This window comes from Thermodesulfovibrio sp. Kuro-1 (genome assembly GCF_006538445.1).
GTDB lineage: Bacteria > Nitrospirota > Thermodesulfovibrionia > Thermodesulfovibrionales > Thermodesulfovibrionaceae > Thermodesulfovibrio > Thermodesulfovibrio yellowstonii.
In genome coordinates, this window is record NZ_BJKS01000002.1 from 101495 (window position 1) to 125056 (window position 23562).

The 23562-nt window shown below is 33.4% G+C and carries 23 protein-coding genes and 1 tRNA gene; 22 read left to right on the forward strand and 2 right to left on the reverse strand.

The window, feature by feature from the left end; translation table 11 throughout:
* Nucleotides 1-75 precede the first annotated feature (75 nt).
* Genes FLY87_RS02745 through FLY87_RS02805 form a run of 13 tightly spaced genes read left to right on the forward strand, consistent with a single transcriptional unit; the run spans nucleotide 76 to nucleotide 13162 of the window.
* The gene (locus tag FLY87_RS02745; protein ID WP_028842255.1) at nucleotides 76-555 is read left to right on the forward strand and encodes a flavodoxin family protein; all 480 of its coding nucleotides are present in this window, start codon (nucleotides 76-78) and stop codon (nucleotides 553-555) included.
* A complete protein-coding gene (locus tag FLY87_RS02750; RefSeq protein ID WP_028842254.1) occupies nucleotides 548-1498 on the forward strand; it encodes an MlaD family protein in 951 nt (316 codons plus the stop codon). The genes FLY87_RS02745 and FLY87_RS02750 overlap by 8 nt, the downstream gene beginning before the upstream one ends.
* A 12-nt stretch (nucleotides 1499-1510) precedes the next feature.
* Nucleotides 1511-2008, forward strand: coding sequence for a peptide deformylase (gene def / locus FLY87_RS02755; protein ID WP_028842253.1), 498 nt, complete (start codon nucleotides 1511-1513; stop codon nucleotides 2006-2008).
* A gap of 8 nt (nucleotides 2009-2016) precedes the next feature.
* On the forward strand, nucleotides 2017-2943 hold the full coding sequence (gene fmt, locus FLY87_RS02760; RefSeq protein WP_141266254.1) for a methionyl-tRNA formyltransferase: 927 nt from the start codon (nucleotides 2017-2019) through the stop codon (nucleotides 2941-2943).
* Nucleotides 2918-3457, forward strand: coding sequence for a DUF116 domain-containing protein (locus FLY87_RS02765; protein ID WP_012545747.1), 540 nt, complete (start codon nucleotides 2918-2920; stop codon nucleotides 3455-3457). The genes fmt and FLY87_RS02765 overlap by 26 nt, the downstream gene beginning before the upstream one ends.
* Nucleotides 3430-4755, forward strand: a complete 1326-nt coding sequence (locus tag FLY87_RS02770; protein WP_028842251.1) for a transcription antitermination factor NusB — start codon at nucleotides 3430-3432, stop codon at nucleotides 4753-4755. The genes FLY87_RS02765 and FLY87_RS02770 overlap by 28 nt, the downstream gene beginning before the upstream one ends.
* Nucleotides 4752-5249: a PASTA domain-containing protein gene (locus FLY87_RS02775; protein ID WP_012546118.1), complete on the forward strand. Its 498-nt coding sequence runs from the start codon at nucleotides 4752-4754 to the stop codon at nucleotides 5247-5249. The genes FLY87_RS02770 and FLY87_RS02775 overlap by 4 nt, the downstream gene beginning before the upstream one ends.
* Nucleotides 5246-5905 (forward strand): ribulose-phosphate 3-epimerase, encoded by a 660-nt coding sequence (rpe, locus tag FLY87_RS02780; RefSeq protein WP_141266255.1) that lies wholly within the window; start codon nucleotides 5246-5248, stop codon nucleotides 5903-5905. Before FLY87_RS02775 ends, rpe begins: the two co-directional genes overlap by 4 nt.
* Nucleotides 5895-6917 carry a tetratricopeptide repeat protein gene (locus FLY87_RS02785; protein ID WP_141266256.1) on the forward strand — a complete coding sequence of 341 codons (1023 nt, stop codon included), beginning with the start codon at nucleotides 5895-5897 and terminating at the stop codon, nucleotides 6915-6917. The genes rpe and FLY87_RS02785 overlap by 11 nt, the downstream gene beginning before the upstream one ends.
* Nucleotides 6918-6927: 10 nt before the next feature.
* Nucleotides 6928-7467 (forward strand): CDP-alcohol phosphatidyltransferase family protein, encoded by a 540-nt coding sequence (locus FLY87_RS02790; RefSeq protein WP_141266257.1) that lies wholly within the window; start codon nucleotides 6928-6930, stop codon nucleotides 7465-7467.
* Complete coding sequence (locus tag FLY87_RS02795; protein ID WP_141266258.1) at nucleotides 7457-8743, forward strand: DUF512 domain-containing protein; 1287 nt, start codon at nucleotides 7457-7459, stop codon at nucleotides 8741-8743. Before FLY87_RS02790 ends, FLY87_RS02795 begins: the two co-directional genes overlap by 11 nt.
* 34 nt (nucleotides 8744-8777) lie before the next feature.
* Nucleotides 8778-12179, forward strand: coding sequence for a DNA polymerase III subunit alpha (locus tag FLY87_RS02800; RefSeq protein WP_255446959.1), 3402 nt, complete (start codon nucleotides 8778-8780; stop codon nucleotides 12177-12179).
* Nucleotides 12176-13162, forward strand: a complete 987-nt coding sequence (locus FLY87_RS02805) for an acetyl-CoA carboxylase carboxyltransferase subunit alpha (protein ID WP_141266260.1) — start codon at nucleotides 12176-12178, stop codon at nucleotides 13160-13162. The genes FLY87_RS02800 and FLY87_RS02805 overlap by 4 nt, the downstream gene beginning before the upstream one ends.
* Here FLY87_RS02805 and FLY87_RS02810 read toward each other — a convergent pair.
* Nucleotides 13142-13732 carry an RNA ligase partner protein gene (locus tag FLY87_RS02810; protein ID WP_012545229.1) on the reverse strand — a complete coding sequence of 197 codons (591 nt, stop codon included), beginning with the start codon at nucleotides 13730-13732 and terminating at the stop codon, nucleotides 13142-13144. The genes FLY87_RS02805 and FLY87_RS02810 overlap by 21 nt on opposite strands.
* Nucleotides 13729-15042, reverse strand: a complete 1314-nt coding sequence (locus FLY87_RS02815) for a tetratricopeptide repeat protein (protein WP_141266261.1) — start codon at nucleotides 15040-15042, stop codon at nucleotides 13729-13731. The genes FLY87_RS02810 and FLY87_RS02815 overlap by 4 nt, the downstream gene beginning before the upstream one ends.
* A gap of 106 nt (nucleotides 15043-15148) precedes the next feature.
* Between FLY87_RS02815 and FLY87_RS02820 the strand changes: the two genes are divergently transcribed.
* The 9 genes from FLY87_RS02820 (at nucleotide 15149) to tyrS (ending at nucleotide 23427) form a co-directional block, all read left to right on the forward strand.
* A tRNA-Ala gene (locus FLY87_RS02820) sits at nucleotides 15149-15221 on the forward strand.
* A 214-nt stretch (nucleotides 15222-15435) separates the two neighbouring features.
* Complete coding sequence (locus tag FLY87_RS02825) at nucleotides 15436-15831, forward strand: YidH family protein (protein WP_141266262.1); 396 nt, start codon at nucleotides 15436-15438, stop codon at nucleotides 15829-15831.
* 120 nt (nucleotides 15832-15951) lie between these two features.
* Entirely contained in the window at nucleotides 15952-16755 is an 804-nt protein-coding gene (locus FLY87_RS02830) for a metal-dependent hydrolase (RefSeq protein WP_141266263.1), read from the forward strand.
* Nucleotides 16756-16850: 95 nt separating this feature from the next.
* Entirely contained in the window at nucleotides 16851-17201 is a 351-nt protein-coding gene (gene yajC, locus FLY87_RS02835; protein ID WP_141266264.1) for a preprotein translocase subunit YajC, read from the forward strand.
* Nucleotides 17202-17210: 9 nt separating this feature from the next.
* Nucleotides 17211-18833, forward strand: coding sequence for a protein translocase subunit SecD (gene secD, locus FLY87_RS02840; protein WP_141266265.1), 1623 nt, complete (start codon nucleotides 17211-17213; stop codon nucleotides 18831-18833).
* Nucleotides 18830-19735 carry a protein translocase subunit SecF gene (gene secF / locus FLY87_RS02845; RefSeq protein WP_012545001.1) on the forward strand — a complete coding sequence of 302 codons (906 nt, stop codon included), beginning with the start codon at nucleotides 18830-18832 and terminating at the stop codon, nucleotides 19733-19735. The genes secD and secF overlap by 4 nt, the downstream gene beginning before the upstream one ends.
* Nucleotide 19736: 1 nt before the next feature.
* Nucleotides 19737-21410, forward strand: a complete 1674-nt coding sequence (gene recJ / locus FLY87_RS02850) for a single-stranded-DNA-specific exonuclease RecJ (RefSeq protein ID WP_012546723.1) — start codon at nucleotides 19737-19739, stop codon at nucleotides 21408-21410.
* Complete coding sequence (gene panB / locus FLY87_RS02855) at nucleotides 21407-22201, forward strand: 3-methyl-2-oxobutanoate hydroxymethyltransferase (protein ID WP_012545863.1); 795 nt, start codon at nucleotides 21407-21409, stop codon at nucleotides 22199-22201. Before recJ ends, panB begins: the two co-directional genes overlap by 4 nt.
* 11 nt (nucleotides 22202-22212) lie before the next feature.
* Entirely contained in the window at nucleotides 22213-23427 is a 1215-nt protein-coding gene (tyrS, locus tag FLY87_RS02860) for a tyrosine--tRNA ligase (protein ID WP_028842243.1), read from the forward strand.
* Nucleotides 23428-23562: the final 135 nt, after the last annotated feature.

Consider the following 23562-nt stretch of genomic DNA (forward strand, 5'->3'; position numbering starts at 1 on the left):
TATTAGCAATCTATTTCTAATGGCAAATTCATGTATATTATGATAAAATGAAAAAAAATGTTATGGAGGTGAATTATGAAAAAAGTTCTTGTTACTTACTATTCAAGAACAGGAAATACAGAGAAAATGGCAAAAATAATTGCTCAGGGGCTTGCGGACAAAGGAATTGATGTTGATTTAAAAAGAGTTGATGAAGTAAAAATTGATAGCCTCACAGAGTATGATGGATATATCATTGGTTCACCTAACTATTTTGGAACAATGGCAGCAGAGGTTAAAAAATTTATTGATGAAAGTGTCAAATACTACAGAAAAATTGAAGGAAAACTGGTCGCAGCTTTTACATCAACTGGAATGATTGGTGGTGGAGGAGAAACAGTATGTCTTGATATTTTAAAAGCATTTTTGATTCATGGATGTCTTTGTCTTGGGTTTACAAGACTCGGTCATTATGGTCCTGTTTCAATCGGGAAACCAGATGAAAGAATTGAAAGAGAATTAGCAGAAATGGTGAATAAGTACGTAGAGGTTTTAAACAGGATAAATAATGTTTGACAGAAAAAAACAACTCAAATGGGCATCTTTAAAAGTCGGAATTGTTATAACAGTTACACTGCTCATTATATTTTTTGTAATAGTTTTTTCAGGCGGCATACAGGGACTTTTTAAAGAAAGAACTTCGCTAAATATTTATATAACAGATGTCAAAGGACTGCGTAAAGGAGCTCCTGTAAGAGTTGCAGGAGTTGACATTGGAGCAGTCCAAGAAATAAAACTCAGTAAAGAACACGGTACAGTAGTAAAAGTTTCAATAGATAAGGATGTTTTAAACTATTTAAAATCAGATGCAAAGGCAACTGTTCAGACAATAGGTCTGCTTGGTGACAAATATATTGAAATATTTCCTGGTGATTCTCAGGAAAGTTTTGATGCATCAAAAGGTCTATATGGCTCTCCTCAAACAGAAGTAAGAGAAATTATAGGAGTTGCAGCTTCTACAATGAGTAAAATTGAAGGATTGATTGAGAGAATTGATTCATTGATAACAAAAGTGGATAAATCTGAAGGAACCATTCCCAAATTACTTACTGATCCTTCACTTTACAATAATTTAAACTCTGCAGTTTCAGACCTTAAGAAAACAGTAGAAGAAATAAGAACTGGAAGTATTGGAATGATTGCAAGGGATAAAGAATTTTATCAAAGACTTTCAAATGCTTTAAAAAACTTTGAAGAAGCTTCAAACAAAATATCTTCACAGCAGGGAAGTCTTGGCAAAATGATAAATGACCCTTCTTTGTATGAAACTTTACTTAAGAGTTCTCAAAAACTTGATAATCTTTTACAAGAAATTGAAAAATCTGAAGGCACACTTAAACTTCTTATGAATGATAAAACTGTGGCGGATGATTTAAGACAAAGTATAAAGGAACTTAAAGAATTAATAGAAGAAATCAAAAAAAATCCAAAAAAATTTTTCAAATTCAGTGTATTTTAGTTATAATTTTTTATGGCAATCCTTGAGATAAAAAAATATCCTGATGAAGTATTAAAGAAAAAAGCGGAAACTATCTCTGAGATAAATGGTGACTTACAAAAACTCATTGATAATATGATTGAAACAATGTATAATGCCAATGGCATTGGATTAGCTGCTCCGCAGGTTGGTGTTTTAAAAAGACTTATTGTTGTTGATACATCTCCCAGAGAACAGAACCAATCCCTTATAGTGTTGATTAATCCTGAGATAACAGACTCAGAGAGAGAAATTCTTTCTGAAGAAGGATGCCTAAGTTTGCCAGGCTTTACAACAAGACTTAAAAGAAAAGAAAGAGTTATTGTAAAAGGATTGGATAGGAATGGCAAAGAAATAGAAATAGAAGCAACAGGACTTTTGGCAAGAGCCTTACAGCATGAAATAGACCATCTTGACGGCATTCTTCTCATTGATAAAATAAGCCCACTTAAAAGAGAGCTTTTCAGAAAAAAATTCAAAACAAAGAAATAAAATATATTATGTCATCTGGAATAATTTTTTTCGGCACTCCAGAGTTTGCAGTTCCTTCGCTCAAAGCTTTGATTTCAAGGAGCGAAAAAATATTGCTTGTTGTAACACAACCTGATAAACCAAAAGGAAGAGGAAAAAATCTTCAGGCACCTGAGATTAAAAAAGTTGCACTACAATATGAATTACCTCTCTGTCAACCAGAAAAAATAAAGGATGATAATTTTATAAAAAAATTAAAATCGCTAAATCCTGAGTTTGCTATAGTTGTTGCTTATGGTAAGATACTTCCAAAAGAAATTCTTGAGATACCGAAACACGGTTGTATAAATCTTCATGCTTCGCTTTTACCAAAATACAGAGGAGCAGCACCGATTCAATGGGCATTAATAAATGGAGAAAAAATAACAGGTGTAACAACAATGATTATTGATGAAGGACTTGACACAGGTCCCATTCTTTTACAAAAAGAAATTTCTATAAATGATGAAGACAATGCAGAAACTCTTTCTGAAAAGCTCTCTGTAATTGGGGCAGAATTAATTATTGAGACAATTGATAAAATGAGGAAGGGGATTATTACGCCCAAACCTCAAACTGGTGAGATAACCTATGCACCCCAACTTAAAAAAGATGATGGAAAAATTAACTGGAATAATTCTGCAAGGAAAATCTTTAATCTTGTTAGAGGAACATATCCTTGGCCATGTGCATACAGTTTTTTAAAAGATGAAAGAGTTAAAATAATTAAAACAGAAGTATTAGAAGGCAATGCAGCACCAGGTCTGATTATCAAAGCTAAAAATGAATTAATTGTAGGAACACAAGAAGGGTTACTTAGAATTCTGCTTATTCAGCCAGAAGGAAAAAAAATAATGACGGCAAAAGAATTTATCTCTGGAAGAAAAATAAATGAAGGCATGGACTCATTTTCTTAGAGGCTTTATCCTTAAAATTCTATATCCGGTTTTGATGCTTGCAGGAGCATTTTTAAAATCAAAAAAACCAGAATTTCAAGCATATATTGTAAAGCTTAATAATCTTCTTGTTATGCGTGATAATGCAAATGTGAAAAAAATACTTCTTTTGCTTCCTCACTGCATTCAAAACTCAAAATGCGATGTAAGGCTCACATTTGATGTTTTTAAATGCCGCAGGTGCGGAAACTGCAAAATAAAAAATTTAATTGAAATTGCAGAGACTTACAATATCTCAATCGCTATTGCAACAGGAGGGACAATTGCGAGAAAAGTAGTAAAGGAAGTCAGACCTGATGCAATTATCGCAGTTGCCTGTGAAAGAGACCTCTCAAGTGGAATAGTTGATACTTATCCAATTCCTGTTATTGGAATTTTAAATGAAAGACCCTTCGGCCCATGTATTGATACCACAGTAAGTTTACAAAAAATTGAGGACGCACTTAAATGGTTTATAAATCACCAAGAAAAGTAGCTGTAGAAGTCTTAAACAATGTAGTAGGAACAAAAAAACCTTTAAAATTTGCCCTTACAGAAAACATCCTTTCAATGTTTGATAAAGCTGATAGAGCTTTTCTGCTTGAAGTTATTTATGGTGTTCTTAGAAATCTCTATTATATAGACTGGCTTTTAGAGGAGTTTTATAAAAACAAAGAAAAACTTTCTATGTACACGATAAATAATCTAAGATGCGCAATTTATCAATTAGTTTTTATGCATATTCCTGCATATGCAGTAGCAAATGAAACAGTAAATGTTGAAAAATCTTTCAATGGTAAACCCAATGTTGTGAATGCTATACTGAGAAACTTTTTAAGGAAATATCAAGGTGATGAAATATTTCGTATAACTGAACAAATGCAGACTGATAATAAAAATCTCTCTGTTGTATACTCACATCCAGAATGGCTTATTACAAGATGGCTTAAAAGATTTCAACTAAATGAAGTTAAAGCACTACTTAAAGCAAACAATGAAAAACCTCCGATTACAATTGCTGTAAAACCTGAAGAAAGGCAAATGATAGGAGAATATTTTACACAAAAAGGGTTTAAAGTCAGCTTTTCAAAACATGTTGCTTCTGGTTTAATAATTGAAGGACAGGGATATGAAATAAGAAAAACTTTAAAGGAATCGCCTTTTTTCTGGATTGTTCAAGATGAGGCTTCTCAGCTTGTGTGTTTTCTTTTAGAACCCTTTGAAGGTGCATGTATTCTTGATGCATGTGCAAGTCCTGGTGGTAAAACGCTTCTTACAGCAGCATTAATTAAAAAAGGAACTATTATCTGTATTGAAAATAATAAAAAAAGGTTAGAAAATTTACAGGAAAATATAGCACGAGTTAAAAAGTTTTTACCTGATGTTGAAATACAACCAATATTGGCAGATATCTGTCAGATAAGTTTAAAAAAACATTTAGATTCCTTAGGCTTCAATACTCATAAATTTGATAGAATTATTCTTGATGCACCTTGCTCTTCAACAGGAGTTATAAGAAGAAATCCTGATGTAAGATATAGAGTAAACGAGCAAGAAATTAAAAGACTTTCAAAAACTCAAAAACTCATGCTTGAAAATGTTTCACAATTTTTAGTTAAAAATGGCATTCTTGTATACTCAGTATGTTCAACTGAGCCTGAGGAAGGAGAAGAAGTAATTGAAAGCTTTTTACAGAAACACGATGAATTTAGTAGTATAAAAAAATTACGGACATATCCACATATAGATGGAATGGATGGATTTTTCATGGGTAAACTTTTAAGAATTAAATGAAAAAAATTTTATACATAGCAGGAGCAATATTTGCAGGCTTTTTAGCTGGATATCTTTCTTTAACCCTTTTTGTTTCGGGTGGGACAATAGAAGTTCCTGACTTAAGAGGAAAAGATATTGTTCAAGCAAATCAGATACTCAAAGAAAAAGGACTTTATATAAGAATTGACGGAGAAGAGTATTCCGATATCCCTACAGGAACAGTTTCAAGACAGTCTCTACCAGCAGGAACAAAAGTTAAGAAAGGTAGAGAAGTCGGAGTAATTATGAGTAAAGGATTAAAATTCACAGTCTTTCCAGATGTAAGAGGAGTTTCTTATGAAGAAGCTGAAAAAATTTTAAATGAAAAAGGTATCCCTATTGAAAAAGTTATTAAAATCCATTCAAACAAATATCCTGACAACATAGTTATTGCCCAGTCACCTGAGCCGCAACAGGGAGGGAAGGCTATAAAATTAATTGTCAGTATTGGAGAAAAGGAGGAAGAGAAGTGACACTTATAGCACCATCAATACTTTCTGCTGATTTTGGAAGACTTGCAGAAGAGGTTAAACACGCAGAGCAAGCAGGTGCAGATATGATTCACATTGATGTTATGGATGGATGCTTTGTTCCAAATATAACAATCGGTCCTCTAATAGTGGAGACAGTAAAAAAAGCAACGATGCTTCCCTTGGATGTTCATTTAATGATCATACAGCCTGAAAAATATATTGAAGATTTTGTTAAAGCAGGAGCAGACATTCTTACAGTTCATGTTGAAGCCTGTCCACATCTGCACCGAACAGTATGGCAGATAAAAGAATCTGGTATCAGAGTTGGTGTGTCTTTAAATCCTGCTACTTCTCTCAGTTCAATTGAAGAAATTATTCATGATATTGACTTAATTTTAATTATGTCTGTTAATCCAGGGTTCGGCGGTCAACAATTTATCCCTTCTACACTTGATAAAATTAATAGAGCTAAAAAAATAATTTTGTCAAATAAACTACAAACAGTCATAGAAGTAGACGGAGGCGTGAAACTTGAAAACGCAAAAAAAATTGTTCAAGCAGGAGCAGATATTCTTGTTATGGGTTCAGCATTTTTTGAACAAAAAGACTATAAAAAATTCATGAAACAACTGAGAAAAGAGTTATATGGAAACTAAAGAAATAATAAAAAAAGCAGAACAATTAAGAATGAATGGTTATTTTAAAGAATCCCTGAAATTGTGGAAAAAAATTTATAAAAAAGCAGTTAAAAATAATGATGTTGAACTGGGGCTTGATTGTTTAATAGTTATTGGAGACTTAAACAGAATACTTGGAAACTTTAAAAATGCGGAGCTTTATTACAGTGAATCAATAGAAGTTTCAGAGATATTAAATAATGAAATTGCTATGGCAGATGCTTTAACAGGACTTGCACTTTCAAAAAAAGCAACGGGTCAGTGGAGAGTTGCCTTAAAACTTATCAGACAAGCAAGAAAAATTTATGAAATAAATAAAGATAAAAAGGGTATAGCATTTACATTATGGGCTGAAGGAGCTATATGGAGATTTGGAGGAAGAATAAAAAAATCATTGGAAGCTTTTTATAAATCTCTAACACTATTTAAAAAACTCAAGAATAATCAGAGTCTTGGATATGTTTACTGTGGGCTTGGTGGAAGCTTAAGAGTTTATGGTAATTATGAAGATTCAATGAAATATTACAGAATGGCAAATCAAATATTTAACAAAATCAAAGATAGATTTGGTATGGCATACTCTTTTTGCGGCATTGGCAATGCATATAGAATGATAGGAGACTACAAAAATGCTGAGAAAAATTTTAAAAAAGCAATAAATATCTACAGTGGGATCGGAGATATTGTAAGCTCATCGTATACTTTATGGAGCATGGCAATGATAAATATTTTGAGAAAAAAATATGCAGTAGCTTTGCAGTATATCAAAAATGCTGAGAAAAATTTTAAAAAATGTAATGACCCCAGAGGTCTTATATATTGTAAACTTCAGAGAGGAATTATTCATTATCTGAACAGAAAAAAATTTTTTGCTATAAAATATTTTTCAGAGGCATTTAATGAAACTCAAAAGTATGATTTTGCTCTTGAAAAAAAATATGCACAAAGCTTGCTTAAAGGTAAATACGCTCAGGCTTATAATATTCCATAGAGTATAATTTATGATGGTAAATGCAAAAATAATAACAATTCCCAACATACTAACTTCTCTACGCATATTTCTTGTCCCATTTTTTATCATAGCAATGAACTCAAAAGATTATTCTCTCGCATTGAAAATTGTGATTGTAGCAGGATTAACAGACAGTCTTGATGGAATTATTGCAAGAAAGTTTAATCAAATATCAAAATTTGGAATTTTTCTTGACCCTCTGGCAGACAAGCTTCTTCTTTTAAGCATTATGATAACTTTTTATATCAATGAACTTGCTCCCCGATGGTTTCTCTCTGTGGTATTCATAAGAGATGCTATAGTGGCTACGGGATGGCTGGAAATGTATTTAAGAAAAAAGAAAATAGCAAATCCAACAATGCTTGGTAAAATAAGTAATGCTTCGCAGGTAATTATATTTGGTTATATTCTTCTTTCAACAAACTTTTCTATCCCTTCTATGCCTGATTTTGGATATTTTTTGGTAAGTTTTCTTGCTATTATTTCGTTATTTCAATATATTCTTATACGATTAAAAAATGATAAATAAAGGAGTTAAAATTGAATCCATATTACCCCAAAGTCCTGCCTATATAGCAGGAATAAAAGCAGGAGATAATATAATTTCAATAAACAGGCATCCTGTCAAAGACGCTCTGGATTTAATGTTTTACGGAGATGAAGAATTTATTAAACTTATAATTGAAAGAGATGGCAGAAAACTAAGCTTTAATATTCATAAAAATGCACTGCCCTTAGGCATTGAAGTAGCACCGTTCAGGATAAAAAGGTGTGTAAACAAATGTTTATTTTGCTTTGTTGAACAACTTCCCAAAGGATTGAGAAAATCTTTGTATGTTAAAGACGAAGACTACAGAGCAAGCTTTCTTTATGGCAACTATATCACATTGACAAATCTTACACAAAAAGACTATGAAAGAATAAAAAAACTCAGACTGAGTCCTCTTTATATCTCTGTTCATGCTACAGACCCTGAGATAAGGAATGCTCTTTTAGGTAATTATGAAGCTCCACCTATTATGCTTGAACTTAAAAAACTTGCAAAAATTAAAATTAGAATGCATACACAGATAGTATTGTGCCCTGGAATAAATGATGGAAAAATCCTTGAAAAAACAATCATAGAGCTTCATAAACTTTATCCTTACGTATCTTCAATCGCCATTGTTCCAGTAGGACTTACAAAATATCATAAAAACGGGCTGACACCTGTAACAAAAAACAAAGCAGAAGAAGTAATTAAAATTATTGAAATGTTTCAGAAAAGATTTAGGAAAAAACACGGAGTCAGTTTTGTTTATCTTGCAGACGAATTTTACATTAAAGCTGAAAAACCATTTCCTTCTTTAACTATCTATGATGATCTGCCTCAGATTGAAAATGGGGTTGGTATGGTTCCTCTATTTATTAATAAAGCAACGAAACTAAAAATACCTTCTGTGAAATTTAAAAAAAGATTTGTGACCTTTACAGGGACTTCTTTTTATCCTTATCTTACTCAGTTTATTGAAAAGCTAAGGAAAAAAAACATTCCCATTGATGTTTATCCTATAAAAAATAATCTTTTTGGTGAAACTGTTTCAGTAACAGGACTCTTAAATGGCGAAGATATAATTAAAGGCTTAGCTTCCTATGTTGAACCAGGGGATTTAGTTCTTGTCCCTGATGTTACAATGAAAGATTCGGAAGACATGTTTATTGATAATTTAAAAATGAGTGATATTGAAAAGATTTTACAAGTTAGAGCCTTAAAAATAAGCCCTGAACCAGAATCTCTTATGGATGCAGTCTTCAAATTGACTTAGTATAAGGTAAAATTTTAACATTCATAGTATGAGCATGTCAGAGTTTGTTCATCTTCATATCCATACAGAATATAGCCTGCTTGATGGTGCAATTAAAATTGATGAATTAATTGAACAGGCAAAAAAATATAACATGCCTGCTGTGGCAATAACTGATCATGGAAATCTCTTTGGAGTTGTAGAATTTTTCAAAAAAGCCAATAAAGCAGGAGTAAAACCCATTATAGGCTGCGAAGTCTATGTCGCTCCTCAAAGTCGCTTTGATAAAACAAAGATAAACAAAGACCCTGGAATGCCTGAAGAAGCATCCTTTCACCTTACTCTTTTAGTAGAAAATGAAGAGGGATATAAAAATCTTACAAGACTTGTTACCCGTTCTTATCTTGAAGGATTCTATTACAAACCAAGAATTGATATGGAACTTTTAAGTATGTATCATAAGGGACTTTTTGCTCTTTCTGGATGTCTTAAGGGAGAAATACCATATAATATAGTTTATGAAAATATTGAAAGAGCAGAAAATACAGCAAAAACTTTAAAAGATATATTTGGAAACAATTTTTTCCTTGAAATTCAATCAAACAGTCTGCCTGAACAGACAATAGCAAACAGAGGATTAATAGAACTCTCAAAAAAATTTGATATACCCGTTGTTGCAACAAATGATTGCCATTATCTTCATAAATCAGATGCAAGAGCGCATGAAATTTTGCTTTGTATTCAAACTGGTAAAACTATAAAAGATGAAAAAAGGTTGAAATTTCAAAGCGATGAATTTTATTTCAAATCACCTGAAGAAATGTATTCAGCATTTGTAGAAATTCCTGAAGCTTTAAAAAATACCCTGCAAATTGCTGAAAGATGTAATTTTAAGTTAAGACTCGGGGAACATAAACTGCCAAAATATAATGTGCCTCAGGGATATACTGCAGAGGAATACTTAAAAAAACTTGCTCAAGAAGGATTAAAAGAAAGATTTAAAGGTAATGTACCTGAAGACTACCTAAAGCGACTTCAAGAAGAACTTAAAGTTATCACTGAAATGGGTTTTGCTTCCTATTTTCTTATTGTATGGGACTTTATAAACTATGCAAGAAGAAAAAGTATCCCTGTAGGACCTGGCAGAGGTTCTGCTGCAGGAAGTCTTGTAGCATACGCACTAAAAATTACAGATATAGACCCAATTAAATATGGACTTCTTTTTGAAAGATTTTTGAATCCAGAAAGAATAAGCTTGCCCGATATTGATGTTGACTTTTGCAAAGATAGGAGAGAAGAGGTTATTCAATATGTGGCAGAAAACTACGGGAAAGACAGAGTTGCTCATATCATAACCTTTGGGACAATGGCTGCAAGAGCAGTGGTAAGGGATGTTGGAAGGGCATTAAACATTCCTTATGCTGATGTAGATAAAATTGCCAAAATGATACCTTTTGCATGTCCTTCTCTTGAAGAAGCTTTAAATTTAGAACCAAGATTGAAAGAACTCTACAATAAAAATGAGACAGTTAAAGAACTGATTGATATAGCTCTTAGGCTGGAAGGACTTGCAAGACATGCATCCCAACACGCTGCTGGAGTTGTTATCTCTCCAGAGCCTCTTGAAGACTTAATGCCTTTATACAAAAATTCTGGTGAAGAAACTGTAATAAGTCAATTTGATATGAAGGCTCTGGAGGATGTGGGACTTCTTAAATTTGATTTCTTAGGATTAAAAACTCTCACTGTTATAGATGACACAATAAAATATGTCAAGGCACAGGGGAAAGATATAGATTTAAATAACATTCCTCTTGATGACTCTGAAACTTATCGACTTCTTTCCTCTGGACAAACAACTGGTGTATTTCAACTTGAAAGCAGAGGTATGAAGGAACTATTAAAACGAATGGAGCCCCGGCGATTTGAAGACCTAATAGCACTTGTTGCCTTATATAGACCGGGTCCTCTTGGCAGTGGAATGGTTGATGATTTTATTAAGAGGAAAAAAGGGGTAGTTCCTGTTGAATATGAACTTCCAGAGTTAAAAGACATACTTGATGAAACTTATGGAGTAATTCTTTATCAAGAACAGGTTATGAAAATTGCCAATAAAATTGCAGGATTTACAATGGGACAGGCAGATGTTTTAAGAAAGGCGATGGGGAAAAAGATTCCAGAATTAATGGCAAGTCTTAAAGAAGAGTTTATTCAAGGTGCTCAAAAAAACGGGATTCCCTATGAGAAAGCAGAATCTTTATTTAATATAATGGCAGCCTTTGGTGAATACGGTTTCAATAAATCTCACTCTGCTGCCTATGCCTATCTTGCATATATTACAGCCTATTTGAAAGCTCACTATCCTCAGGAATTTTTTGCAGCAAACCTTTCCAATGAAATGGGAGATACAAACAAAATTGTTAAATTTATAAATGAATGCAAAGCTTGGGGCATAGAAATTAAAGGACCTGATATAAATGAAAGTGATAGAGCATTCACTGTAAAAGAAAAATTTATAAGATTCGGTCTTGAAGCAGTTAAAGGAGTCGGAGGCTCTGCTCTTCAATGCATACTTAATGAGAGAGAAAAGAAAAAATTTACATCAATAGATGATTTTTTAACCAGACTGGATACAAGGAAAGTTAATAAAAAGGTTATAGAATCGCTTATTAAAGCAGGAGCTTTTGATTCCCTTTATCCTCAATACACTCCCAATCAGGCAAGAGCAATAGCAATGCATGAACTTTTATCCTTTAAAGGAGTTAAATCTTCAAGAGGACTGTTCTTTACTCATGAGAATATAGAAGCATGGGATAATAACACAGTTTTAAGTGAGGAAAAATCCTCACTTGGTTTTTATCTTACTGGACATCCGATGAAACCTCTTAGACCTGTTTTAAATAAAATAAATGTCTCCACCATTGCTGATATTTTTGATACAGATGAAGATGATTTTGTTAATAACAATGAAGAAACACACGAAATAAAAATTGCAGGGATTGTAGAGGAAATCAAAAGTAAAGCAAAAGAAAAAGGAGTAACCGCTTATATTACAATAGAAGATGAAACAGGTAGAGTTGAAGTTGTTATTTATCCTGAACTTTTTAAAAAATTTAGCAATATTTTAACAGAAAAAAATGCAATTCTTATCAAGGGAATAATATTTAAATATCCTGATTCAACAAAATTTCTTGCAAGAGAGATAGAAGATTTGAGAAATGTAGATTTAAAAATAAAATATGAAATCAGCATTGATTGTTCAGATACTGAAAAGGCTTACAGAATTTTAAAAGAAGTGAGACAATGCCTTGAGGAAAGACATAATGGAGAAGGAAACATATATATTTGTTTAAATCTTCCTGATTACCATGTTATAATTCTTAGTCCCTTTGAACCATGCATTGATTTTGAAACAAAGATACAAAAAATCAAAGATTGTCAGGTGAGGATAAGATGACCTACTATCTTGACTTTGAAAAACCTATACAGGAATTAGAAATAAAAATTGAAGAGTTAAAAAAACTCTCCGATGGAAGCGATATTGACCTTACTCAGGAAATAAAAAGACTCAACAAAAAGTTAAAGGAATTAAAAACTGAAGTTTTCTCAAATCTAACCCCATGGCAGAAAACCCAGATTGCAAGACATCCAGAGAGGCCTTATACACTTGATTATATTCCAATAATTTTTGAAGATTTCATTGAACTTCACGGAGATCGTCGTTTCGGAGATGATCCTGCTGTTATAGCAGGAATTGGGAAAATTGATGGTGATCCCTATGCGTTGGTGGGACATCAGAAAGGTAGAACAATAAAAGAAAGAATATATCGCAACTTTGGGCAGGCTCATCCAGAAGGATACAGAAAAGCATTAAGAGTCATGAAGCTGGCAGAAAAATTTTCAATACCTGTTATTACCATGATTGACACTCCCGGTGCATTCCCTGGAATAGGTGCAGAAGAAAGGGGACAGGCTGAAGCAATAGCAAATAATCTTATGGAGATGTCGCTACTTAAAATACCTTTGATTGGATTTGTGATAGGTGAAGGTGGAAGCGGAGGAGCTCTTGCACTGAGTGTATGTGATAAAATTTTCATGCTTGAACATGCAATTTATTCAGTTATCTCACCAGAGGGATGTGCAGCTATATTATGGAAAAAGAATTCTGATGTAGGAGTAGAAGATTACATGAGAGCAGCTGAAGAACTTAAGCTTACAGCACAAGATTTAAAAAAATTTGGAATTATTGATGATATTATTTCTGAACCACTTGGAGGAGCTCACAGAGAACCTCAGGAAGTTGGGAAAAGAATTAAAGCTAAAATAGTTAGCGTGGCAACAGAACTTATTAAGATTCCTCCTGACGAACTTATTAAAAAAAGATATGAAAAATTCAGAAAAATTGGTAACTTCTGGGGTTCATCCAATCGCAGAAAGTAAAAAATCTTTAAATTTTTCAGGGACAATCCATTCAATCCCGAGTTTATCAGCCCATTTAATCAATCCCTGATCACCTGTAATCAATGTTGCTTGAAGTTCCATAGACAGAAATATTAAATCAACATCTTCTTTACTATCAATTATACCTTCACGAAGTGCTTCTCTGTATTTTTTTCTTAAATCTTTGATTATTTCATCAGCATCTTTCTGATTTACATTTCTTACAGCATTCTCTGCAACTCTCAAACCCTTATTTATTCTTTGCCTCATCTCCTCAACAAGTTCATAAAAAAATATTGCAGGACAGACACTTCTGTGTTTATCAGGAGATTTAATTCTAATTAAAAAATAAAAATCTTTCGGGATTTTTTTTTCATCAACAAAATACATCAATTCTTTAAAAACAGTGGAAGGAATATAAAATTCAAGATTTTTGGCTCTCTTTGCTATTTTTATAAATTCCTCAATCGCCTTTTCAGGATTTTCACCAAAAAAATTTCTTATATCTGGATTAATAAAAACGCTTGTATCAAGAACAATTTTTCGTTTTTTGCGAAAAAAATTAATCATTTTAGGATTTCACAGCCTCTTAGATCAACCTCAAAGCTGTTCCATGTGCCGCAAACAGAACATCTTCCTGTCCATTCTTCAAATGTTGAATGACATTCTCTACATAAGTATGATAGATTTGATACTTTTGTTTCAGGGCATAACTGTTTAAACTCAGAAACAGCTTTTGTAGTTTGATTTCTTCTTAGATAAAGATATCCCTTTATACAGTGAAGCTTCGGAGTAGAACATATAGCTGGATCAATAGAAGATAATGTCTCTATAGCATCATCAATCATTTCCAGACGATAATAAAGTCTTCCAAGAAGGAATTTGAGCTCAATATCATCTGGCTTTTCGTTTATTGCTTTAAGGTAAAATTGAATTAATCTTTTTGGGTCACCTATGCTAATAAGCAAATCTTCAAGCCTGATAAGTAAAAGTTTAGATTTTAAATCTTCATAGCATTTTTTTAGAAAATCAATTGCTTCTTCAACACCTTCCTTGGAAATTATAACTTCTGCAAGACCCAGATAAGCAGGAATAAAATCTGGAGATGTTTTAATAAGATTTGAAAAAATTCTTTCAGCTTGTTCAATCTCTCCTGATTCAAGACTTACTCTTCCATACTCATATGTATATCCTACAAGCCTTCTTTCTTCCTCTGATTTTTTATACTCTGGGACAAGTTTAAGAATTTTTTTCTGCAAAACAATTAAATCTTCCCATTTTTCAAGCCTTTCTAAAATATTTCTCATTTTATAATGTGCTAAAGGGCTATCGGGTTCAAGATTTGTAATCTGCTCTATGTATTTGAGGGCAAGCTCATTTTCATTCATTTTTTCCATAACATTCTCAATAGAAAAGAGAGGGACTATGTTTTTAGGGTCAAGTTCATAGGCTTTTTTATAATATTTAAGAGCTGTCTTATAGTCTTCCTCCTTCATTGAAAGATCTCCAAGTCTTATAAGTGCATCTATATGCTCAGGCTCCTCTTTCAATATTTCCTGTAAAGCTTCTTTTGCTTCTGTGACTTTGTCTCTCATGATTGCATTCAGTGCCTTTGCGTAATAATCCTTTATTTTTTCCTCTTTTTTGTGTTTTTTCTGTAATTGAAACTTACTTATAAGATTGGTAGTGTCTCTAATAAAAAAAACAAGAAAAATAAAAAAGGCTCCGAAACTTAAAGAAAGAAGCATTAATCCTATTTTGGGCATTTCATATGATGCACCAAAAGGTATTTTAAGAATTACCATCTCTTTATTTTCCATTGCAAAAAGTCCAATAATAGTGAGGAAAACAAGTAGTAGAAAAATAAAAAACTTTGACATATCAAGTACCTCTCGCTATTGCAATTTTTTAATTATACCTTAAAAAAGTAAGAAAAATTAATAGTAATTGACAAATAAATGTGTATATATGTTAATTTTATAAATCGGGGCTGTAGCTCAGTTGGGAGAGCGCTTGAATGGCATTCAAGAGGTCGGGGGTTCGACTCCCCTCAGCTCCATCAAGTAAAATCAAGGGTTTGCACCAAGTGACACACTCCTAAAAAATTTTAATTCAGGAATTTAGTTTTTGATATTAGAGATACATAATAGTTACGAATAGTTGCTCAACAAGTTCTAAAATGACTATATACAATGATACTATGATGATATTTTACACTACGGCTGATTAATATTTCATTGTGGTTTTTTTAATATTTATTTTAGAATTAAAAAATGAATGAACAGGAAAACATTCATCCAAAAATCCGTAACAGAAGAGTTCATCTTGCAAATGAAAGAACCTTTCTTGCATGGATAAGAACAAGTATTGGGATAATGGCATTTGGATTTGTTGTTGAAAAGTTTGCTCTTTTTGTAAAACAGTTTTCTATTTTTATTGGCAAAGAAATCTCCACAATGCCTCATTCAGGATACTCTTCATTCTTTGGTATATTCTTGGTTTCTCTTGGAGCTATTATGGGTTTTCTTGCTTTTATCAGATATAAAAAAGTTGAAAAACAGATTGATAAAGACACCTATCAGCATTCAGTTTTGCTTGATATCCTCCTTGTGATTTCTCTCCTTGCAATAGCTGTTTTTTTAATAATTTACATGTTACACAGCATTTAAGTTGTTACAAACTAAGGGTTATAATTTTTTTGACCACACTTTATTTTGAAAGTATTGGATTGTTTCTAAATTATTTTTGATATAATTAAAAACTATATTCTCTTGTATAGGAGGAATATCATGAAAAAATTAATTTTTCTATTGTTGATTATTCTTTTACCTGTAGCCTCCTTTGGAGCTACGGAAATAACATGGTATGGACATTCAAGTTTCAAAATCCAGACTCCAAATGGCAAAGTATTACTAATAGACCCATGGCTTACTAACCCTGCAAATAAAGAAGGTAAAAGACATCTAAAAGAACTCCCTAAAGTTGATCTTATTCTATTAACCCATGCTCACGGAGACCACATTGGAAATTCTATAGAAATAGCTAAGGAAACAGGGGCTAAACTTGTTGCTACATATGATTTAGGGAAAGCTATAGTTAAATATGCAGGATATCCTGAAAAACAGTTTGGCTATGAAACTACAGGTAATTTTGGTGGAGAAATAACTCTGCTTAACGGAGAAGTTAAAATTCTATTTGTGCCAGCAGTTCATAGTTCTGCTTTAGAAATTCCAGATTCACCCAAAAGTCTTATTTATGGAGGAAATCCTGGTGGTTTCTTAATTTCAATAAAAAATGGACCAACACTCTATCATACAGGAGATACTGATTTATTTGAGGACATGAAACTACTTGGCTTAATGTACAAAGTTGACATTATGATGGTATGTATTGGAGATAAATTCACCATGGGACCAAAAAGAGCAGCTATTGCAACAAAATTTGTTAATCCAAAAATGGTAATCCCCATGCACTTTGGCACTTTTCCTATGCTTAACGGAACTGTTGAAGAGTTTGAAAACGAAATCGCAGAGCAAAAAATTCAAACAAAAATTTTAAAAATAAAAATAGGAGAAACTGTCAAAATAGAATAAATTTTATCGGTAAATAAGAAAAAGCTTATATAACTTGCCATTTTTTGTTCAAGATTGCTACTATAAAAAGATTTAAAAATTTTCGGAGGTGAATTATGTATTTATTGAATTTAATAACAGATGCTTTTGCAATGGGACCTGCACCTCAAGGTGGCGGTCAAGGAGATCCAATAATGAGTCTCGTTGCAAGCCTTTTACCCCTGGTATTAATTATTGTTGTCTTCTATTTTCTTCTAATTAGACCACAGCAAAAAAGAGCAAAAGAACATAGGCAGATGCTTGAAAATCTTAAAAGAGGCGATAAGGTAATAACAGTGGGTGGACTTTACGGTGTAGTAGATAGTGTAAATCCAAATACAGTGGTTCTTAAGGTTGCTGAAAATGTGAAATTAAAATTTTCAAAGCAGTCAATCGCTGCACTAAGACCTGCAACAGACGAGGATTAATAAGTTTTCATGAGAAAAGGCATATACCTTAGAATAGCTCTTATTGCCTTTACTGTTATTCTTGCAATTATTTTCTTTTTACCGAATACACCTTTGTTTAGCTATATGCCTGAGTGGTGGAAGAAGAATCTTCCACACAAAGGAATTGTTCTCGGACTTGACCTTAGAGGTGGTTCTCATCTGATTTTTGAGGTTGACCTCAAAAGAGCAAGAGAAATAACAGTTGAGAGAATTGGCATGCATCTTCAGAGCCTTCTTGAAAAAAAGGGGCTAAAACCTTCTGTAAAAGTTCAAGGAGAAAAGATATTTATTCAGCCTGTGAATGAAGATGTTAAAAAAATTATTAAAGAAAACTATGCAGACCTTTCAATTTCTGAACATGGTGGCAATATTATCTGCGAACTTCCAGAAACTGCCTTTAAAAGAGTTGAAACAACATCAGTTGAGCAGGCAATAGAAGTAATTCGTAATAGAATTGACCAACTCGGGGTTGCAGAGCCTGCAATTCACAAACAGGGAGAAAATGAGATTGTTGTGCAACTGCCAGGGGTAAAGGACCCCAAAAAAGCTCTTGAAATAATAGGAAAAACAGCCCAGCTTGAGTTTAAACTTCTTGATGAGGAAACAACTCTCTGGAAACAACTTCCTTCATTAATAAAGGCTGGAGAGGAAGATACTTTTTTAAATCAATGGAAGTCTAAGCTTCCAGAAAGCGATGAAATAGTTTTCCAGAAGATTGTAAACAAAGAAACAGGAGAGGTTTATAAAAGACCATATATTGTCAAAAAAGATGTGCTTCTTACAGGTGACCTTCTTGCAGAGGCTCATGTAAGTATTGACCAGAGATTTAATGAACCCTATGTATCTTTAAGATTCAATGACGCAGGAGCAAAAATTTTTGAAGATATCACAGGTAAATATGTAAAGAGAAGACTTGCAATAATACTTGATGGGAATCTCTATTCAGCTCCTGTAATTCAAGAAAAAATTGAAGGTGGTAATGCCCAGATTTCAGGTAGTTTCACTCTTGAAGAAGCTAAAGATTTGGCAATAGTCTTAAGAGCAGGTGCGCTTCCAGCACCTGTAAAGCTTATTCAAAATGTGACAGTTGGTCCAACATTGGGTAAAGACTCAATTGAAGCAGGGAAAATGGCTGTAATCATAGCATCAATTTTTGTTTCTCTGTTTATGATTATCTATTATCGTCTAAGTGGAGTTATCGCTGATTTTGCTCTGATACTTAATATTATTCTTCTTATTGGTGCATTAGCTGCTTTGAATGCTACACTAACATTACCAGGCATTGCAGGCATTGCTCTTGCAGTTGGCATGGCTGTAGATTCAAACGTGCTCATGTTTGAAAGAATAAGAGAAGAATTGAGACTGGGCAAAACTCCTAAGGCAGCTATAGAAACAGGTTATAAAAAGGCATTCTGGACCATCTTTGACTCTCATGTGACAACGCTTATTACAGCAGCAGTGCTTTTCCATTTTGGTTCTGGACCTATAAAAGGTTTTGCTGTTACTCTGTCCTTGGGCGTTGCTATAAATCTTTTTACTGCTTTAATTGGAACGAAAACAGTTTTTGACTTCATATACATAGGAAAGGAGCGTAAGAGCCTGAGCATATGATACAGATTCTTGGCAAGACAAATATTGATTTTCTTGGGAAAAAATATATTGCCCTGGCGCTTTCATGCATAATGATAATTCTTGGTATATTTGCTATATTTCAGATTCATGCAGGTAAAGCAAATCTTGGAGTAGATTTTGCAGGAGGTTTAAGTCTTCAGATAAGATTTTCCCAACCTGTAACCCTTGCTGAAGTAAGAACTGTTTTAGATAAGGCAGGGATAAAGGATGCAGATATACAGGAACTGCCAACAGAAAAAAAGATTCTTATAAAACTTAAAAAACAGCAGGAAGGCATACAGGATACCATTGAAAAAGCATTAAAAGAAAATCTCACTGCTAAAGAGCCTATTATTGAATCAGTTACTGAGATAGGACCTAAAATAGGTGAAAGAACAAAAAGGGATGCTCTTTTTGCAATTTTAGCAGCTACAGCAGGCATTCTTATTTATATTGCAATCAGATTTAAATTTCATTTTTCCATTGGTGCAACTGTAGCAACTTTTCATGATGTAATGGCGGTACTTGGAATTTTTTATATTCTTGATAAGGAAATAAACTTAATTTTTATTAGTGCTCTTCTTACGATCGCCGGTTATTCTCTTACAGATACGGTGGTAGTATTTGATAGAATTCGTGAAAATCTTGGGAAAGTTGCAAAAGGCACAATGACTCTTGAAGCTTTGATGAATAAAAGCATAAATGAAGTTTTATCAAGAACTATAGTGACATCACTTACAACTTTAATGGCAGCAGTGGCATTATTCTTTTTCGGTGGAGAAGTTTTGCATGATTTCGCCCTTGCCATGATACTGGGAATTTTAGTGGGGACATACTCTTCCATTTTTGTGGCAAGTCCTGTTGTCCTTCTTCTTGGTAAAAACTCTCTAATCAAGAGATAAAATGCAGTATTCAGAATGGGTTGTTGTAAAAACAAATCAGGAGTATCTTCAATATATATCAAAGTCTCTGAATATAACTATTCCAACTGCACAGGTTTTACTATCAAAAGGACTTAAAGATATTGATGAGATATATTCCTTTCTTAATCCCAACATAGATAATATTGATCCTTTTGAAATTACAGGAATTTATGAAGCCACAAAAATAATAGATGCAGCAATAAAATCAGAAACTAAAATTTTAATTAACGGTGATTATGATGCAGATGGTTTAACCTCAACAGCCATACTTTACGATATTCTCATAAAAAAGGGAGCAAAAGTTTTTTACCATATTCCACATAGAATACAACATGGATACGGATTAAGTATAAGAAGCATAGAAGAAGCAAAAAAAATCGGGGCAAAACTCATAATAACAGTTGACTGCGGGATAAGAGATTTTGAAGCAGTGGAATATGCTAATAAAGAAGGCATTGGTGTTATAATTACAGACCACCACGAACCTTTGAGATTAAATGAAGAAGTTGTTACTCCTCATGCTTTAGCAGTAATAAATCCAAAAATTGATGGCAAGCCCTATTACAACTATCTTGCTGGAGTTGGGGTTGCCTTTATGCTTGCTATGGCTTTAAGTCGTGAAGAAGCACTCGGATATTTAGACCTTGTAACTTTGGGAACTTATGCTGACATGGTTCCACTTATCCATGCTAATAGAACACTTATTAAACACGGATGGGAGATGATTGACTCTCCTGTAAGAAATTCTATAAAAATGCTTAAGAATATTGCAGGAATAAATTCAAACTCCATCAGAGGTTTTCATTTAAGCTTCTGTCTTATCCCAAGAATAAATGCACCTGGCAGAATAGACCAAGCAGGAGATGTAGTTAGATTTTTAATTTCTGAAGATGAATCTGAGCTTGATAGCCTGAGCAAATGGTTAAATCAGATTAATTCTATGAGGCAAAAAACTGAAGAAAAAATAATGGCAGAAGTTGAAGAGAAGCTTTCTAAGGAGTTTGATGATGAGCCTGTTATAGTTCTATGGGGAGATTGGCATCCTGGAGTAGTTGGTACAGTAGCAAGTAAGCTTATGGATAAATTCAATAGACCTGCCTTCATATTATCTATTCAAGGAGAAAAGGCAAAGGGTTCTGCAAGAAGTCCAGCAGGGATAGACCTACAGGAATTTTTAAATGCTTCTAAGGATTTACTTATAAGATTTGGGGGACATAAGCAGGCAGCAGGAATGACTCTTTTAAAAGATAATCTCTATGCCTTTAAAGAAAAACTCTGTCTTATTGCTCAAGAGATAGTAAGGGATGATAAAAATATACTTCTTCTTGACGCTGCTGTAAATCTGAATGAGGTTACAGAAAAGGTAGCAGAAGAAATATCTCTTCTTGAACCCTTTGGCGAGGGCAATCGGGAACCTCTTTTTGGAGCAAAGGAACTTACTGTGTTAAATTTAAGAAAAGTAGGAAATAATCATCTTAAAATGTTTTTAAGACAAAATGGAAATACCATCGGAGCAATAGGATTTGATATGGGAGATGCACAAATTTTAGAAGGCTCACTGATTGATGCAGCATTTACACCATCAATTAATGAGTGGGAAGGAATGAAAAGTCTTCAACTACAGCTTAAAGCATTAAGAAGGACACAAAAATGAGATTTACAGTTACAGATTTGCTAATGAAGAAAAAAGAAAAACAGAAAATTACAATGTTAACTGCCTATGACTATCCCTTTGCCCATCTTGTTGACGAAGCTGGAATAGACATGATTTTAGTAGGAGATTCTCTTTCAATGGTTGTTCAAGGAAATGAAACTACTTTACCGGTAACAATGGATGATATGCTCTATCATACAAAAATAGTTGTCAAATCAACAAAAAGAGCTATGGTTGTAGCTGATATGCCTTTTATGTCCTATCAGGTAAGTATTGAAGAGGCTGTAAGAAATGCAGGCAGATTAATTAAAGAAGCTGGTGCTCATGCTGTTAAACTTGAGGGGGGCAGAGAAATACTATCTCATGTAAAAGCAATAACCGAAGCTGAGATTCCAGTTATAGGTCATCTTGGACTTACTCCTCAGGCATTTCTCAGAATGGGTGGATACAGGCTTCAAGGCAAAACAGAAGAACAGGCAAAAAGAATAATAGAGGACGCCTTGAGATTACAGGATAAAGGTGCAGTAGCAATTGTTCTTGAGGTAATTCCTTCAGAACTTGCAAAAGAGATTACAGAAAGCCTTGAAATTCCTACAATAGGAATTGGTGCAGGTGTGCACTGCGATGGACAAGTTCTTGTAATTCATGACCTTCTTGGACTTTTTGAAAAATTTACACCTAAATTTGTAAAAAAATATGCCAATCTGAGAGAAGATGTTTTAAAGGCAATAATAAAATACAAAGAAGAAGTTGAAAAAGGAGAGTTTCCTGATAAAGAGCATTCTTTTTAAAGGAGGAAGCTGTGTTACCACCTGAAAAACAGTTTGAAATAATTAAAAGAGGCACTGTTGAAATAATTCTTGAAGAAGACCTTAAAAAGAAGCTTGAAAAAGCATACAAAGATAAAAAACCATTAAGAATAAAAGTCGGCTTTGATCCAACTGCTCCTGATATTCATCTTGGACATACAGTTTTACTTGAAAAAATGAGACAGTTTCAGGAACTCGGGCATGAAGTAATTTTTCTAATTGGGGATTTTACAGGAATGATTGGAGACCCTTCAGGAAAAACAGAAACAAGAAAACCTCTTACAAGAGAAGAAGTTTTAAAAAATGCAGAAACATATAAAGAACAAGTTTTTAAAATACTTCATCCTGAAAAAACAGATATAAGATTCAATAGTGAATGGTTTGCTTCTATGACAGCACTTGATATGTGTAGACTTGCAGGTGCAGAGACAGTGGCACGGATGCTGGAAAGAGAAGACTTCAAAAAGAGGTTTACTGAAGGAAGACCAATTACAATCCTTGAATTTCTATATCCACTTCTTCAAGCCTATGACTCAGTATATCTCAAAGCTGACATAGAACTCGGCGGAACTGATCAGAAATTTAATCTTCTTATGGGAAGACAGCTTATGAAGATGTATGGAATGGAAGAGCAAGTAATAATAACTATGCCTCTTTTAGAAGGACTTGATGGAGTACAGAAGATGTCAAAAAGTCTTGGAAACTACATTGGGATAAATGAACCACCTGATGAAATGTTTGGGAAGTTAATGTCAATAAATGATGAGTTAATGCTCAAATATTATGAACTTTTAAGCCATATATCAATTGAGGAACTTAATGAGCTTAAAATAGGGATAAAGGAAGGCAGAATAAATCCAAGAGATGCGAAAGAATCCTTAGCCTTTGAAATTGTAAACAGATATCATGGCAGAGAATATGCAGAAAAAGCAAGGGAGAATTTTATCAGGCTTTTCAGGAAAAGGGAGATTCCCGAGGAAATTGAAACTGTAGAAATAAAAGAAGAAAAACAAGGTGTATGGCTACCAAAAATTCTTAAAGAAAGTGGTATCATAAAAAGCACTTCAGAGGCTGTAAGGCTCATCAAGCAAGGTGGAATAAGGGTGAATGATGAGCAGATAACAAATCCAGATATTAAGCTTACAGCCGGAGAATATATTGTAAGAATTGGCAAAAGAAGATTTATTAAGATAAAGGTTCATACCTGATTACTTTGTAATTTTATCTTCCCAGATAGATACTTTTCTGTCACCCAGAGCAATAGCAATGGGTCTACTTTTGTTGAGGATGAGATTCTTCACCTTCGGTTCAGAATGACACAGTGGAAAACTCAGGATGACATA

Coding starts and splice junctions, on each gene's coding strand:
- FLY87_RS02745 (WP_028842255.1), top strand. CDS start 76: ATGAAAAAAGTTCTTGTTACTTACTATTCAAGAACAGGAAATACAGAG.
- FLY87_RS02750 (WP_028842254.1), top strand. CDS start 548: ATGTTTGACAGAAAAAAACAACTCAAATGGGCATCTTTAAAAGTCGGA.
- def (WP_028842253.1), top strand. CDS start 1,511: ATGGCAATCCTTGAGATAAAAAAATATCCTGATGAAGTATTAAAGAAA.
- fmt (WP_141266254.1), top strand. CDS start 2,017: ATGTCATCTGGAATAATTTTTTTCGGCACTCCAGAGTTTGCAGTTCCT.
- FLY87_RS02765 (WP_012545747.1), top strand. CDS start 2,918: ATGAAGGCATGGACTCATTTTCTTAGAGGCTTTATCCTTAAAATTCTA.
- FLY87_RS02770 (WP_028842251.1), top strand. CDS start 3,430: ATGGTTTATAAATCACCAAGAAAAGTAGCTGTAGAAGTCTTAAACAAT.
- FLY87_RS02775 (WP_012546118.1), top strand. CDS start 4,752: ATGAAAAAAATTTTATACATAGCAGGAGCAATATTTGCAGGCTTTTTA.
- FLY87_RS02785 (WP_141266256.1), top strand. CDS start 5,895: ATGGAAACTAAAGAAATAATAAAAAAAGCAGAACAATTAAGAATGAAT.
- FLY87_RS02790 (WP_141266257.1), top strand. CDS start 6,928: ATGATGGTAAATGCAAAAATAATAACAATTCCCAACATACTAACTTCT.
- FLY87_RS02795 (WP_141266258.1), top strand. CDS start 7,457: ATGATAAATAAAGGAGTTAAAATTGAATCCATATTACCCCAAAGTCCT.
- FLY87_RS02800 (WP_255446959.1), top strand. CDS start 8,778: ATGTCAGAGTTTGTTCATCTTCATATCCATACAGAATATAGCCTGCTT.
- FLY87_RS02805 (WP_141266260.1), top strand. CDS start 12,176: ATGACCTACTATCTTGACTTTGAAAAACCTATACAGGAATTAGAAATA.
- FLY87_RS02810 (WP_012545229.1), bottom strand. CDS start 13,732: ATGATTAATTTTTTTCGCAAAAAACGAAAAATTGTTCTTGATACAAGC.
- FLY87_RS02815 (WP_141266261.1), bottom strand. CDS start 15,042: ATGTCAAAGTTTTTTATTTTTCTACTACTTGTTTTCCTCACTATTATT.
- FLY87_RS02825 (WP_141266262.1), top strand. CDS start 15,436: ATGAATGAACAGGAAAACATTCATCCAAAAATCCGTAACAGAAGAGTT.
- FLY87_RS02830 (WP_141266263.1), top strand. CDS start 15,952: ATGAAAAAATTAATTTTTCTATTGTTGATTATTCTTTTACCTGTAGCC.
- yajC (WP_141266264.1), top strand. CDS start 16,851: ATGTATTTATTGAATTTAATAACAGATGCTTTTGCAATGGGACCTGCA.
- secD (WP_141266265.1), top strand. CDS start 17,211: ATGAGAAAAGGCATATACCTTAGAATAGCTCTTATTGCCTTTACTGTT.
- secF (WP_012545001.1), top strand. CDS start 18,830: ATGATACAGATTCTTGGCAAGACAAATATTGATTTTCTTGGGAAAAAA.
- recJ (WP_012546723.1), top strand. CDS start 19,737: ATGCAGTATTCAGAATGGGTTGTTGTAAAAACAAATCAGGAGTATCTT.
- panB (WP_012545863.1), top strand. CDS start 21,407: ATGAGATTTACAGTTACAGATTTGCTAATGAAGAAAAAAGAAAAACAG.